Here is a 14,264-nt window from a genome sequence, read left to right as displayed (position 1 = left end):
GAACGCCGCCGGGCCCGCCCCATGACCTCCAAAACCACCCGCGACATGCTTGCCGCCGCCAGCGCCTGCGTCGCCTGCACGGCGGCCGCTGCCGCGCTTCCGCCCGGCTTCGTGCGGCTCGCCGAGCTCGCGCCGCAGATTGTGCAGGACATGCGCTATGCGGGCTCCGACAATTTCACCGGCCGCCCCGTGCCCGGCTACAAGGCCGCGCAGTGCTGGCTGCGCGAGGATGCCGCCAAGGCGCTCATTGCCGTGCAGGCGGAAGCGAAGCACCAAGGCTTCGAGCTCATCCTCTATGATTGCTATCGGCCGCGCCGCGCCGTCGCCGCCTTCATCGATTGGGCGAAAAGCCCCGACGAGAGCATGAAGGCGCAATATTATCCGCATGAGACCAAGCGCGATCTGTTCAAGCGCGGCTACATTGCCGAAAAGTCGTCGCATTCCACCGGCCTCGCCGTCGATCTCGGCGTGCTCGGCTGGGATTTCGGCACGCCCTTCGACTTTTTCGACAAGCGCTCCTGGACGGCAAATAAGGATGTGAGCGCCGAGGCACAGGAGCATCGGCGCCGCCTCGAGACGCTGATGCGCCGCCATGGCTTCCACAATCTGCCGACCGAATGGTGGCATTTCGCCTTCACCGGCGCGAGCGAGGCGCCGAGCTTCGACGTCGAGATCGAGTAATCAGACGTCCTTGCCGAAGCGCTCGAACAAATAGCCCAGCATGCCGAGCGAGAGCTCGGTCTCCGGCGCGAAGACGCGGCCGATCTTCTCTTGCTCGAGCAGCTCGGCCTCTGTCTCGTCGCGCGCGCGCAGGGCCACGCCCACGGCGGGATTGGCGCGCCTTGCGGCCGTCACCATTCTCTGCAGATCGCAGCTGTCGGGCGTCGTCGCGACGATCAGCTCGCTGGCGCGCGCAATATGGGCCTGGACCAGCGAAGCGGGCTCGGAGGCGTCTCCGCAGACGGCGGCGATATCGCGCGCCCGCAGCGCCTCCACCAGCTCGCGATTCTGCTCGATCACCACGAAGGGAACGCGCCATTCGAGCAGCTTTTCGCCGATCTTGCGTCCCACGCGGCCATAGCCGACGAGCACCACCTGACCGCTCAAGCGGGAATCGTCGACGCTCGGCGGCAGCTCGGCCAGCGGATCCAGCGCGCGCGCCCGTTGGCCGAGCCGCGCGCGGATCGGCTCGATCGCGACGAAGACGAGAGAGTTGAGCGCGATGGAGACGAGCGCGCCGGCCAGGATCAGATTGCGCCCGTCCGGGGACAGAAGCCCGAGCCCGACGCCGAGGCCGGCCAAAATGAAGGAGAATTCACCGATCTGGGCGAGGCTCGCGCCGACGGTGAGCGCCGTATCCAGTGGATAACGCAGCGCGAGGGTGAGGGCGACCGCGGCCAGCGTCTTGCCGACCATCACTATGCCGACGACGGCGAGCACGCGCCAAGGCTCGTCGATGAAGGCGCGCGGATCCAAGGCCATGCCGACCGAGACGAAGAACAAAACGGAAAAAGCGTCGCGCAGCGGCAGGGATTCATCGGCGGCGCGATGGCTGAACTCCGACTCGCGCATCATCATGCCGGCGAAAAAGGCGCCCAGCGCGAAGGAGACGTCGAACAGCTTGGCGGAGCCATAGGCGACACAAAGCGCGGTGGCGACGACGCAGAGCGTGAATAATTCGCGAGAGCCGACGCCCGCCACCCAGAACAAGAGACGCGGGAACAGCCGCCGTCCGACCACGAGCATCAGAATGACGAAGGCCGCCACTTTGGCGAGCGTCATTCCGACGATCGGCCAAATGTTCACCTCGCCGGATGCGGCGTCCGGATCGCCGGCGCCGAGCAGGCCCGCCGCGGGCGGCAGCAGGACCAGCAGCAGCACGGTCGCCAGATCCTCGACGACGAGCCAGCCGACGGCGATGCGGCCGTTGATCGTGTCCATTTCGCCGCGCTCCTCCAGCGCACGCAGCAGCACCACAGTGCTGGCGCAGGAGAGCGAGAGGCCGAAGATAAGCGCCGCGCCGAAATGCCAGCCCCAATAAGTGGCGACGCCGACGCCGAGCGCCGTGGCGATCGCCATTTGCACCACGGCTCCCGGCGCGGCGATGCGGCGGACGGATAAAAGGTCCTCGAGCGAGAGATGCAGGCCGACGCCGAACATCAGCAGAATGATTCCGATCTCGGCGAGCTGGTCGGCGAGCGCGACATCGGCGACGAAGCCCGGCGTCGCCGGCCCGATCAATACGCCCGCGAATAAATAGCCGACGAGCGGGGAGAGCCGCAGCTTGGCGGCGATGAGCCCCATCACGAGCGCGAGGCCGAGCGCGGCGGCGAGGGTCGTCAGCAGATCGACGCCGTGATGCATCTATCCTCCCGGGAGCGTCAGACGGTCGAATAGAGCAATTCGAGCGCCAAGACGGCCCCGAGTCGAAAGACGGCCCCGAGTCGGAAGACAGCTCGAGGCGGAAGACGGCCCGAGGCGGTCAATCGGCGCTGGGCAGGCGGCGGATGATGAATTCGATGCGGCCGTCCTCGAGCTCGCGCCAGAACTCGATCTCGGTCATATAGGCGGCCTTGGGATAGAGGTCGAACCATTCGCGCGCCTTGGCGCGGGCCTCGCCGCGCTCCAGCGTGAAGGTCTCGCGGCGCCAGCCGTCGCTGCGCGCGCTTTTGATCGTGCGGGCGCGATCGGCGAGCCGACGCGCCACGTCCCTCGGCTGTCTCGTCTCGACGCCCATACGCCACTCCTGCGGTCGATGCGCGAATGATAGCGCGCCCGTCGCCGAAAAGAAAAGCCGTACGCAAAGACACGCCGAGGATTTTTCGCCTCCACGCGAAGGCTCGTCGGGGCGCCCTGGTCGGGGCGAGGCTGCGCCCCAGATTCCTCGCCGAGCCGTTCTGACGGCGCAAGATAAGGAAATATGTCGCAAAATCGCCAGCCGCATATTTTAAACGCGGCTTCCAGCCTGCTCGGCATCTGCTTCGTGCTGATCACCGGCCTCAAGATCAGCGGAGCGAGCGACAGCACGCTGCTGGACGAGGTCGCCATGGTCTCGGCGGTCGGCTTCGTCGCCGCGTGCCTCTTTTCCTTCGCGTCCTTGCTGCAGCTGCGCTCGCCCGTCAATTACGAGCTGATCGCCGATTTTCTGTTCGTCCTCTCCATGCTCTGCCTGTTCGCGGCCGTGCTGATGTTCGGGCGGAGCCTTTTGTGAATGTCAGAGCGTTTCCAGCCGAAGTGCGCGCCGGTTCGGCGTTGGAAACGCGTCGAAACAAAAGACTCCAGAGCGTCATCCGATCCTATTGGATCGGATGACGCTCTGGCTTTCTTTCGTTGGAGCGAATTCTGATCGATCGAACGACTCCGTTCGATCGGAACGCGCTCTAGGGGAAGGGCGGGCGCAGAGCGTCGCGCGTCGCCTCCTCGACGAGCCGCGTGACCGTCGCCGGATCGCGCGGAAAGCCGGCTCTGATCCATTTCGCCTGCAATTCCTTCAGCATCGCGCCCAGCGCACGGCCCGGCGAGAGCCCGCGCGCCATGAGATCGGCGGCTTTGACCGGAAAATCCGGCGCCGGCGCCTCGGCGAGATAGCGCGCCGCGCGCAGCCAGAAGGCCGCGTCCACCGCGGCGCGGCTCTCCGCATGGGCGAGCGCCAGCGCGTCGCGCGCGCCGTCGCGGCCCTCCTCGAAGAGAAGCCGCGTCAGCTCCAGCTCGGGCGGCGGCGATTGCGCGCCGTGCAACCCCTCGAGAATGCGCGCCGCATGGGCGAGGCGGCGATGCTCGGCGTTGGAGAGCCGCAGCCTCTCGCGCAGCCGGTCGGCGTCCTCGGGCGCGAGAACGCAGAGCGCGCCGAGGCGCAATAGCGGATCGACGCCATGGGAGAGCGCCGCCTCGATCGCGGCGAGCCGCTCGAGCCGCGCCGGAAAGGTCGCGCCGACAACGACCTCCAGCACGCCCGCCTGCGAGATTTCGCGCGCGACCTCCACCGCCCGGCGCACGGCGAGGAGCTTCAGCGTCTCGGCGCGGATGCGCTCGCCGGAGAGCTTGGCCAAGCTCGCGCGCGCGATGATCGCCGCATGAAGCCCGGCGGCGTCCAGTGGACCCTCGCCGAAAGCGGCGTGAAAACGGAAGAAGCGCAGCACGCGCAAATGATCCTCGGCGATGCGCGTCGCCGGATCGCCGATGAAGCGCACGTGACGCGCCTCGAGATCTTCGAGCCCGCCCGCATAATCATGGAGCTTGCCGTCCTGCGAGAGCGACAGCGCATTGATGGTGAAGTCGCGCCGTAGCGCATCCTTCTCGAAATCGTCGCCGAAGCGCACTTTGGCGTGGCGGCCGAAGGTCTCGACATCCTCGCGCAGCGTCGTCACCTCGAAGGGCGTGCCTTCGACGACCACGGTGATCGTGCCGTGATCGATCCCCGTCGGCACGCTCTTGAGGCCGGCCGCCTCGGCGGCGCGTGTCACGGCCTCGGGCAGAGCGGTGGTGGCGAGGTCGATCTCATGCGGCGCGCGGCCGAGCAGGGAGTCGCGCACGGCGCCGCCGACGATGCGCGTCTCGCCGCCAGTGGCGCGCAGAGCCGCGAGCAGGCGGATGATCTTCGGATTATCGAGCAGACGGATTGGCAATTTACTGAAATCGGCCGGGCGCGAGCCGGCCGTCCTCTATATGCGCCGGCACATAGGTCCCCTCGTTGCGCGGCGACAGCAGCGCGAGGAAGATGAATCCGGCGACCGCCGTAGCGAGGCCCACGATCGTCAGCGACGAGACCACGCCGCGCGTCCACAGCGCCGACACGAAAGGCCAGCGCCGACGCGTCAGCAGATAGAGCGCATAGACGACAAAGGGCGTGACGAACAGCAACGCCGGTTGAACGATGACCCGCCACATGAGACGCCTCGCGAAGGATCGGCGGCCGGAGCCGGCGAATGGGCTCGCGCGAATGACGATGATGCTGGGAATCGCCGCGCCGAGCCTGCGCAAATAATAGCACGAGGCGCCCCCTGCTCGCCGGATCGGCGTCGGCGTCTCATTGTCCTCGAGATATTCGCTCTGAGCGAGAGGCCCGTCGGTCGCGAGCCTCAAAAAGCCATGTTTGCCGGCGAACCCATCTCTAGCCCCGCCGCCCCCGCGCGGGACTTCGGCGGGGCCTTGTCCGAGCCGGCTGAAATTAATCATTCTTTAACGTCGACAAGCGTCCTTTCCGGCTTATCCTAGGGGGAAACTGCGACGCGGCCGGCGTCGCCGATCGAAGGACAGTCTATGACCGAGCAAGATTTGGCGAACGCTCCCGTCGCCGCCGCCGAGCGCGTCCTAGAGCAGATCGGCCGCGCCCGCGCCGCCGTCTCGACCGTGATCTTCGGCCAGGAGGAGGCGGTCGAGCAGGCGCTCGTCACGCTGCTCGCCGGCGGTCATGGCCTGCTCGTCGGCGTGCCGGGCCTCGCCAAGACCAAGCTCGTAGAGACATTGGGGAGAGTGCTCGGACTCGACGAGCGCCGCGTCCAATTCACGCCGGATTTGCTGCCGGCCGATATTCTCGGCTCGGAAGTGCTCGAGGAGACCGCCGACAAAAAGCGCGTGTTCCGCTTCGTCAAAGGCCCGATCTTCGCGCAATTGCTGATGGCCGACGAGATCAATCGCGCCTCGCCGCGCACGCAATCGGCGCTGCTGCAGGCGATGCAGGAATATCATGTGAGCGTCGCCGGCGAGCGCCATGATCTGCCGCGTCCTTTCCATGTTCTGGCGACGCAAAATCCGCTGGAGCAGGAGGGAACCTATCCTCTGCCCGAGGCGCAGCTCGACCGTTTCCTTCTCCAGATCGACGTCGACTATCCAGACCGCGCCAGCGAGCGGCGCATATTGCTGGAGACGACCGGCGATCGCATCGTGGAGGCGCGCAAGACGCTCTCGGCCGAGGATCTCATCGCCGCACAGCGGCTGGTGCGGCAATTGCCGGTGGGCGATAAGGTCGTCGACGCCATTCTCGATCTCGTGCGCTCGGCGCGGCCGGGCGAGGGCGACGCGGAGATCGCGCCCCATGTCTCCTGGGGTCCGGGCCCGCGCGCGGCGCAGTCCTTGATGCTCGCGACCCGCGCCCGCGCGCTGCTATCGGGGCGGCTCTCGCCTTCGCTCGACGATGTGGCGGCGCTCGCCGCGCCGGCGCTGCGTCACCGCATGGCGCTGACCTTCGCCGCGCGCGCGCAGGGCAAGACCATCGCCGGCCTCGTCGACAAGCTCGTCGCGAGGATCGGCTGAGGTGGCGGGACCCGCGGTTTCCACAAACGCCCTCGACCCATCCGAACGGCTCGCCGCCAGCGCGCGGCGCATAGACGCCGCCGAGCTCGCGAGCCGCCTGCCGGATATCGTCATCCGCGCGCGGGAAGTGGCGGCGACCGTCGTCCATGGCGCGCATGGCCGCAGGCGGGCGGGCATGGGCGAGAATTTCTGGCAGTTCCGGCCTTTCGGCGCGGGGGAGGCGGCGCATCGCATCGACTGGCGCCGTTCCGCGCGCGACGACCGCCTCTTCGTGCGCGAGCGGGAATGGGAGGCCGCCCATTCCTATTTTCTGTGGATGGACTGCTCGCCTTCCATGGCTTTCGTCTCCTCGCTGGCGCTCGAGCCAAAGCTCGACCGTGCGCTGACGCTCGGCCTCGCGCTCGCCGACGTCCTCATGCGCGGCGGCGAGAGGATTGGTCTGCTCGGCCTCACCCATCCCATGTCGACGCGCGACATCATCGAGCGGCTGGCGCAGGCGCTGCTCGCCGCCGGCGCGGCGGCGCGCGGCGAATTGCCCGAGGCCGTCGCTCTGCCCGGCGGCGCCAAGGCGCTGCTCGTCTCCGATTTCCTCTGCGCTCCGCAGGCGCTCGCCGAGCGCCTCGGAACGCTCGCGGCCAATGGCGCGGCGGGCGCGCTGCTGATGATCGCCGATCCGGTCGAGGAGACGTTTCCGTTCGAAGGCGAGACGATCTTCCTCGACACCGACAGCCGCGCGCAGCTGCGCGCCGGCCGCGCGCAGACCTGGCGCGACGCCTATGCCGAACGTCTCGCGCGGCATAGGGACGAGATCGCCAAGGCCGCCGCCGACGTCGGCTTCTCCTTCCAAATCCACCGCACCGACCGCCCGGCGGCGGAGGCGGCCCTCTCGCTGAGCTTCGCGCTCGCTTGCCGATCGGAGCGCGCCTGATGGGACTGACTTTCGCGGCGCCGCTCGCGCTTTTCGGGCTCCTCGCTCTACCCGCCATCTATTTCCTGCTGCGGGTGACGCCGCCGCGCCCGCGGGAAGTGGTGTTTCCGCCGATCCGCCTGCTCTTCGATCTGCTGCGCCGCGAGGAGACGCCCGCGCGCACGCCCTGGTGGCTCTTGGCGCTGCGCCTCGCGCTCGCCGGCCTCGCCGTGCTGGCGATGGCCGGCCCGGCCGTCACGCCGGCGGCGACGGCCTCCTTCTCCGGCGCGCCGCTGTTGATCGCCATCGACGACGGCTGGCCCGCGGCGCCGGATTTCGACGCCCGCCTCGAGGCGGCGCGCGCCATCGCCGCCGATGCGGCGCGCTCCGGCGCGACGATCGCGGTCCTGCCCATGTCGGACGCCGAGGCCGCGCCCGCGCTCGAGGACGGCGGCAAGATCGACGAGCGCCTGCGCGCGCTCGCGCCGCAGCCCTATGTCGTAGACCGCGCCGCCGCGACCGCGCGGCTCGGCGAATTCGCCGCCGCGCATCCCCGCGCGCGCGTGATCTGGATCGCCGACGGGCTGGAGCAGGGCGGGGCGCCCGGTTTCGCGAAGGCTCTGCAGACCGCCGCCGCCGGCGGCGCGGAAATTCGGATTCTCGCCAGCGATCATGCGCCGCGCGCGCTTTCATCGCCGCAGAACACGGCGGGCGGCCTCGAGGTGGACATTGCGCGCGCATCCCTCGAGGCGGCGGCCGCCGGATCGGTCTCCGCCTATGACCAGCAGGGCCGCGTGCTGGCGCAGACGCGCTTCGATTTCGGCGCCGGGCAAAAAGCCAAAGCGCGTTTCGATCTGCCGATCGAATTGCGCAATGAAGCGGCGCTCCTGCGCATCGACGGCGAGGCCTCGGCCGGCGCCGTAGCGCTGCTCGACGGGCGCTCCAAAGTGCGCCGCGTCGCCGTGCTGAGCGGCGCGAGCGCCGATCTCGCGCAGCCTCTGCTGGAGCCGCAATATTATCTGCAAAAGGCCTTCGCGCCTTTCGCCGAGGTGCGCGAGCCGCGCCCCGGCGCCGCCGATCCGCTGCCGGGTCTCATCGCCGAGCAGCCCAATATCGTCGCGCTCGCCGATATCGGCGTGCTGCCGCAGGGCGCGCATGAGGCGCTGATCCGTTTCGTGGAGGAGGGCGGCGTGCTGCTGCGTTTCGCCGGGGCGCGCCTCGCCAATGGCGGCGACGATCTCACTCCGGTGCGGCTGCGACGCAACGGCCGCGTGCTCGGCGGCGCCATGTCCTGGGACACGCCGAAGAAGCTCGCGCCATTCGATCCCTCGAGCCCCTTCTATGGCCTCGCGGTTCCCGACGAGGTGACAGTGACGCGGCAAGTGCTCGCCGAGCCCGAGCCCGGCCTGCCGGCCAAGACCTGGGCGGCGCTCACCGACGGCACGCCGCTCGTCACCGCCGAGCGGCGTGGCAAGGGGCTCATCGTGCTATTCCATGTGAGCGCCGACGCCGCCTGGTCGAACCTTCCGATCTCCGGCCTCTTCATCGACATGCTGCATCGGATCGCCGCCGAGAGCGGCGAGGCCGCCGCGCGCCGCGCCGAAGATGGCGCCCACAGCGACGCGCCGGCGCTGGCGCCGCTCGTCACTCTGGACGGGCGCGGCCGCATGGGCGCGCCGCCGCCCTCCGCCCGGCCGATCGCCGGCGATTATGACGGCGGCGCCAATCGCGATCATCCGCCGGGCTTCTATGGCGTCGCCGATGCGCCCGTCGCCGTGCAGCCTCTGCGTCCCGGCGATGAATTGCGCAGCTTCGATTTTGCCGGGCAGGGGCTTTCGGTCTCGGCGTTGCACGCCGGCGCGCCGATCGATCTGCGCCCTTGGCTGCTGGCGCTCGTCTTCCTCGCTTTGCTCGCCGACTGGCTGATCCTGCTCGTCATGTCCGGCGCCTTGCGCCGCGTCGCGCCGATTGCGATCGGCGCGCTCTGCGCTCTGGCTGTTCTCGGCGGAACGCCCGAGGGCGCGCGCGCCAAGGACGCGCCCTCCGCCGCCTCGGCGCGCGACCGTGAGGCGGCGCTGACGACGCGGCTCGCCTATGTCCTCTCCGGCGACGCGCGCGTCGACGAGACCAGCAAGCTCGGCCTCGAGGCCTTGTCGCGCGCGCTGAACCAGCGCACCTCTTTCGCGCCCGGCGCGCCCGTCGGCGTCGATCCCACGCGCGACGAATTAGCCTTCTATCCCATGCTCTATTGGCCGATCGTGGGCGCCGCGCCGCTGCCCACGACGCAGGCGATCGCCAAGATCGGCGTCTATCTCAAACAGGGTGGCACCATCGTCTTCGACACGCGCGACGCGCTCACCGCGCATGAGGGCGGACCGCCGACTCCCGAGACGCAATGGCTGCGCGATCTGACGCGCAATCTCGACATTCCCCCGCTCGAGGTCGCGCCGCGCGATCACGTCATCACCAAGACCTTCTATCTGATCGATGGCTTCTTTGGCCGCACGATCAACGGCAAGACCTGGGTCGAGGCGCTGCCGCCAGAGAGCAAGGACGATCCGGCGCGGCCGGTGCGCGCGACCGACAGCGTCTCTTCTGTCGTCATCACCTCCAATGATCTCGCCGGCGCCTGGGCGGCCGACCGCAGCGGCCAGCCGCTCTACACGCTGACGCCGGGCGGCGCGCGCCAGCGCGAGCTCGCCATCCGCGGCGGCGTCAATCTCGTGATGTACACGCTGACCGGCAATTACAAATCCGATCAGGTCCATGTCCGCGATCTTTTGGAGCGGCTCGGCCAATGAGCGAGCTTTCCTTCACATTCACGCCATTGCTGCCCTGGCCGGCGCTCGCCGCGCTCGCCGTCGCGGGATTGGTCGTCGCGCTGCTGTCGCTGCGCGCCGGCGGCCGCGGCGCGCCTCTGCGCCTCGCGACTTTGGCGCTTGTTCTGCTGGCGCTCACCGACCCTTCGCTGCTGCGCGAGCGGCGCGAGCCTCTGCAGACGATCGTGCCGATCGTGCTCGACCGCAGCGAGAGCCAGAGCTTCGGCGAGCGCATGGCGCAGACCGATGCCGCGCGAGCGGCGCTGGAGCCGGCGCTGCAAAAGCTCGGCGACATAGAGCCGCGCTTCATCGACGCCGCGCGTTCCGGCGGCGAGTCGGACGGAACGAAATTGTTCCAGGCGCTCGACGAAGCGCTGAAGGACGTCCCGCGCGAGCGCATCGGCGCCGCGATAATGGTGACGGACGGAATCGTTCACGACATTCCAGCGAACGCCGCCGCGCTCGGCTTCAAGGCGCCGCTGCATGTGCTGGTCACTGGCCACGCGGGCGAGCGCGACCGCCGACTCGAGCTCGTCGAGGCGCCGCGCTTCGGCATTGTCGGCAAAGACCAGACCATTCGCGCGCGCGTCGTCGACAGCAATGTCGGCGGGACCGAGCCGGTCGTCATAGAGACGCGCCGCGACGGACAAGCGCTCGCGCCCATAATCGCGCGCGCCGGCGAGATCGTCGAAATTCCCGTGCGCGTGGAGCATGGCGGCTCCAATGTCGTCGAGCTCGAAGTCCCGACGCTGCCGGGCGAACTGACCGCGGTCAACAACAAGGCCGTCGTCACCATAGAGGGCGTGCGCGACAAGCTGAGAGTTCTGCTCGTTTCCGGCGAGCCGCATCCGGGCGAGCGCAGCTGGCGCAATCTTCTGCGCTCCGACGCCAATGTCGATCTCGTGCATTTCACCATTCTGCGGCCGCCGGAGAAGCTCGACGGCACGCCGCCGCACGAGCTGTCGCTGATCGCCTTTCCGACGGCGGATCTCTTCGGCCGCAAGATCAACGAATTCGACCTCATCGTCTTCGACCGCTATTCGAGCCAGACGATCCTGCCTTCGGTCTATTTCGACAATATCCTGCGTTACGTCGACAATGGCGGCGCCTTCCTGGTCGCGACGGGGCCGGATTTCGCCACTGTGCAGGGGCTCTATTACTCGCCGCTCGAGAGCATCATCCCGGCGCGGCCGGACGGCTCGCTCTATGAGCGCGCCTTTCGCGCGAAGGTGAGCAAAGAGGGCGAGAAGCATCCCGTCACGCGCGGGCTCGAGGGCTCGAAGAGCGACCCGCCCGCCTGGGGCGAATGGTTTCGCCAGGTCGACACCGAAGTGGTGAAGGGCAATTCCATCCTCACCGGCGCCAATGACAAGCCGCTGCTCGTGCTCTCACGCGAGGGCAAGGGGCGCGTGGCGGCTCTGCTCACCGATCAAATGTGGCTATGGGCGCGCGGCTATGAGGGCGGCGGCCCGCATGTCGATCTGATGCGCCGTCTCGCCCATTGGCTGATGAAGGAGCCCGATCTCGAGGAGGAGGCGCTGCGCGCGAGCGCCCATGGCCACGACATAGCGATCGAGCGCCAGAGCCTGAAGGAGGACGCCGCGCCGGTGACGATGACGACGCCCTCCGGCGCGACATCGCCGATCGCGCTCGCGCCCGCCGAGCCGGGGCTCTCGCGCGCGCATCATGCGGCGAAGGAGATGGGGCTCTATCGCTTCCAGAGCGGCGAGCTGACGGCGCTGGTCAATGTCGGCCCGGAAAATCCGCGCGAGTTTCGCGAGGTGGTCTCGACCACGGAGAAGCTGCGTCCGCTCAGCGAGGCGACAGGCGGGACGGTGCGACGTTTGTCGAAGGACGCGAGTGGCGCGATCACCCTGCCGCGCATCGTCGAGATGCGCGAGGCGTCGGTGTTCGGCGGCGCCGATTACATTGGCGTGAAACGCACCGGCGCGAGCGCGCTGAAGGGCGTCGAGATCGCGCCGCTGGCGATCGGCCTGTGGGGCCTTGCGGCGCTGCTCGGAGCGATCGTGCTGGCTTGGGGTTGGGAGGGGCGGCGCTAGAGTGTTTTCGAGCGAAGTGGGAACCGGTTCGCGTGAAGAAAACACGACCGAACAAGGAGATCTAGCTTTCTTTCGTTGGAGCGAATTCTGATCGATCGAACGATTCCGTTCGATCGGAAAGCGCTCTAGCTCGGCTCAGGCGCGCTCGGCGGCTTTCGCCGCCTGCCACAGCGCTTCCATCTCGTCGAGCGTCGACTCCTTCGGGCTCGTTCCCTTTTCCGCGAGCGCGCGCTCGATGAAGCCGAAGCGCCGCTCGAATTTGGCGTTGGCGCCGCGTAGCGCCTGCTCGGGATCAGCGCCGACATGGCGGGCGAGATTGGCGACCGCGAAGAGAAGATCGCCGATCTCCTCGGCGACAGCGGGTGAGTGAGGCGCGCCGTCCGCGCCGAGCTCGGCTTCGACCTCCAGCGTCTCCTCGCGAATTTTATCCAGCACGAGCCGCGCATCGGCCCAGTCGAAACCGACCTTGCCGGCCTTCTCCTGCAATTTGACCGCGCGCGTCAGAGCGGGCAGGGCGGGCGGAACCCCGTCCAGGAGGCCTTTCGTCTCCTCTATGCCGCGCCGCTCGGCGCGGAGCTGCTTTTCCTGCGCCTTGATCGTCGCCCATTGAACGGCGACGTCCGCGGCAGATGCAGCCGTCTCGTCGCCGAACACATGCGGATGGCGGCGGATGAGCTTGTCCGAGATCGCTTCGACGACGTCGGCGAAGGCGAAAGCCCCACTCTCCTCGGCCAGCCGGGCGTGGAAGACGACCTGCAGCAGCAGATCGCCGAGCTCCTCTCTGAGATCGCCGAGATCGCCGCGCTCGATCGCATCGACGACCTCATAGGCTTCTTCGAGCGTATAGGGGGCGATGCTGGCGAAATCCTGCTCGAGGTCCCATGGGCAGCCGGTCCCGGGCGCGCGCAGGGCCGCCATTATGCCGAGGAGGCGCGCGACGCGATCCTGCGTCATCGACGCGCCTCGGACCGGGCCTCGGACGACGAGCGCAGACGGTCGAAAGCGCGAGCGGCGCGTTGTTTTGACGCAGCGGGGCGCGCGAAAAAAGGCGAGGAATTCGAGGAGCTTTGCTCTAGCATCAGGGCCGGATCTCGACTGCGCCCTTGGTCTACCGCCCTCCGCAGTCGATCCGAGGGTCCGGGGCCGAATTACGCCTTGCAAACGACAGCGCCTCGGACCCGACAATACGCATCAAAGGTCGAGGCGCATCCGAGGCCGAGATTGTCGCTGCCGGCAGGCGCGCGTCGCCGCAAGTCGGAAGCGACTTGCGGCTCGCATTTTCAGCGCGTCAGTCGAGCGTGCACGTCAGTCGAGCGTGATCGACAGAGCTTCGCGACCCTTTGCCGTGTCGACGACCTGCATCGTCACGGGCTGACCTTCGGCGAGATGATTGACGCCGGAAGGACCGAGGATCGAGATGTGGACGAAGACGTCCTTGCCGCCGTCGTTCGACTGCACGAAGCCGAAGCCCTTGGTCTCGTCGAACCATTTGACCTTGCCGGAGACCGGCACGGCCGTCGACGGATCAGGAGCCTGGCGACGCGGAGGCCGGTCGAAGCCGCCACTGCCGCCGCCACTGCTGCTGCGCGGGCGCTCGGCGGTCGCGGTCGAAAGATCGACCTCGAGCACGCGCGACACCTGCTGGCCCTTGACCGAGCTGGCGACCTGAACCTTCAGCTTCGCGCCGGGCGGCAAGGCGTCGAAGCCAGCCGCCTGAACCGCGCCGATATGCAGGAACGCGTCGCCCGTGCCATTGCCGAGCTCGACGAAGCCGAAGCCTTTGTCGGGCTTGAACCATTTCACGACCGCGTCGATCGCGGGCTCGTTCGAAGACGGGGGCGGCGAATCGGAAAATCCACCACCTCCGCCGAATGGCGACCGCGGCGGCCGGCTCGGCCGCGGGCTATCATAGCCGTACGGGGGGTCGTCGTCGAACCCACGTTTTCTGGGTCCCCGGAAGTCTCGACCTTTGCTGCTCATGTCTTAGTACTCGTCTCCGCCATCCGCCAAAAGACCGCTATAGCCACATGCACGGCCTCTCGCCGGGCGCAAAAGCGCCACGACGCGCGCGTCCGCCGGCGTCTCGCGGAGAGCCGGTTCCGGTGCGTTCGTAAGTGTGCCAGTTGAATGCCATATAGTCCCGCGCAATCGCCTTTTTACCAGGAAACGGCCCGTTCTGGCTAGATGAATTTGCCAGCCAAGTCGAAAAAACCACGGGCCGCTATT

General features: G+C 68.1%; 12 protein-coding genes. 6 read left to right on the top strand and 6 right to left on the bottom strand.

Annotation, left to right across the window (positions count from 1 at the left end):
- Nucleotides 1–21: 21 nt before the first annotated feature.
- Nucleotides 22–681, top strand: a complete 660-nt coding sequence (locus AC6IY7_RS17395) for a M15 family metallopeptidase (RefSeq protein WP_497780658.1) — start codon at nt 22–24, stop codon at nt 679–681.
- On the opposite strand, the gene AC6IY7_RS17390 is transcribed toward AC6IY7_RS17395, so the two are convergent.
- Together AC6IY7_RS17390 and AC6IY7_RS17385 are read right to left on the bottom strand one after the other, a co-directional pair.
- A complete protein-coding gene (locus AC6IY7_RS17390; RefSeq protein WP_497780657.1) occupies nt 682–2,364 on the bottom strand; it encodes a cation:proton antiporter domain-containing protein in 1,683 nt (560 codons plus the stop codon).
- Between the two features lie 118 nt (nt 2,365–2,482).
- Nucleotides 2,483–2,737, bottom strand: coding sequence for a hypothetical protein (locus AC6IY7_RS17385; RefSeq protein WP_497780656.1), 255 nt, complete (start codon nt 2,735–2,737; stop codon nt 2,483–2,485).
- Between the two features lie 183 nt (nt 2,738–2,920).
- Here AC6IY7_RS17385 and AC6IY7_RS17380 point away from each other — a divergent pair, with 183 nt between their 5' ends.
- The gene (locus AC6IY7_RS17380; protein WP_497780655.1) at nt 2,921–3,211 is read left to right on the top strand and encodes a hypothetical protein; all 291 of its coding nucleotides are present in this window, start codon (nt 2,921–2,923) and stop codon (nt 3,209–3,211) included.
- 169 nt (nt 3,212–3,380) lie between these two features.
- Here the strand turns inward: AC6IY7_RS17380 and AC6IY7_RS17375 are convergent, their stop codons facing one another.
- Together AC6IY7_RS17375 and AC6IY7_RS17370 are read right to left on the bottom strand one after the other, a co-directional pair.
- Nucleotides 3,381–4,625 carry a CCA tRNA nucleotidyltransferase gene (locus AC6IY7_RS17375; protein WP_497780654.1) on the bottom strand — a complete coding sequence of 415 codons (1,245 nt, stop codon included), beginning with the start codon at nt 4,623–4,625 and terminating at the stop codon, nt 3,381–3,383.
- A 1-nt stretch (nt 4,626) separates the two neighbouring features.
- Entirely contained in the window at nt 4,627–4,887 is a 261-nt protein-coding gene (locus tag AC6IY7_RS17370) for a DUF6111 family protein (RefSeq protein WP_497780653.1), read from the bottom strand.
- Nucleotides 4,888–5,259: 372 nt separating this feature from the next.
- Here AC6IY7_RS17370 and AC6IY7_RS17365 point away from each other — a divergent pair, with 372 nt between their 5' ends.
- The 4 genes from AC6IY7_RS17365 to AC6IY7_RS17350 are packed head-to-tail and all read left to right on the top strand — an operon-like array spanning nt 5,260 to nt 12,038.
- Nucleotides 5,260–6,252 carry an AAA family ATPase gene (locus tag AC6IY7_RS17365; RefSeq protein WP_497780652.1) on the top strand — a complete coding sequence of 331 codons (993 nt, stop codon included), beginning with the start codon at nt 5,260–5,262 and terminating at the stop codon, nt 6,250–6,252.
- 1 nt (nt 6,253) lies between these two features.
- On the top strand, nt 6,254–7,180 hold the full coding sequence (locus tag AC6IY7_RS17360; protein WP_497780651.1) for a DUF58 domain-containing protein: 927 nt from the start codon (nt 6,254–6,256) through the stop codon (nt 7,178–7,180).
- Nucleotides 7,180–9,960: a DUF4159 domain-containing protein gene (locus AC6IY7_RS17355; RefSeq protein WP_497780650.1), complete on the top strand. Its 2,781-nt coding sequence runs from the start codon at nt 7,180–7,182 to the stop codon at nt 9,958–9,960. Before AC6IY7_RS17360 ends, AC6IY7_RS17355 begins: the two co-directional genes overlap by 1 nt.
- A complete protein-coding gene (locus tag AC6IY7_RS17350) occupies nt 9,957–12,038 on the top strand; it encodes a hypothetical protein (RefSeq protein WP_497780649.1) in 2,082 nt (693 codons plus the stop codon). Before AC6IY7_RS17355 ends, AC6IY7_RS17350 begins: the two co-directional genes overlap by 4 nt.
- 135 nt (nt 12,039–12,173) lie before the next feature.
- Here the strand turns inward: AC6IY7_RS17350 and mazG are convergent, their stop codons facing one another.
- Together mazG and AC6IY7_RS17340 are read right to left on the bottom strand one after the other, a co-directional pair.
- Nucleotides 12,174–12,992 (bottom strand): nucleoside triphosphate pyrophosphohydrolase, encoded by an 819-nt coding sequence (mazG, locus tag AC6IY7_RS17345; protein WP_497780648.1) that lies wholly within the window; start codon nt 12,990–12,992, stop codon nt 12,174–12,176.
- 351 nt (nt 12,993–13,343) lie between these two features.
- Complete coding sequence (locus AC6IY7_RS17340) at nt 13,344–14,018, bottom strand: cold-shock protein (protein ID WP_497780647.1); 675 nt, start codon at nt 14,016–14,018, stop codon at nt 13,344–13,346.
- Nucleotides 14,019–14,264 lie beyond the last annotated feature (246 nt).

This window comes from Methylosinus sp. is20ea, assembly GCF_059718135.1.
Note: the sequence above shows the minus strand (reverse complement) of the source record. Positions and strands in the feature narration are given on the sequence as shown.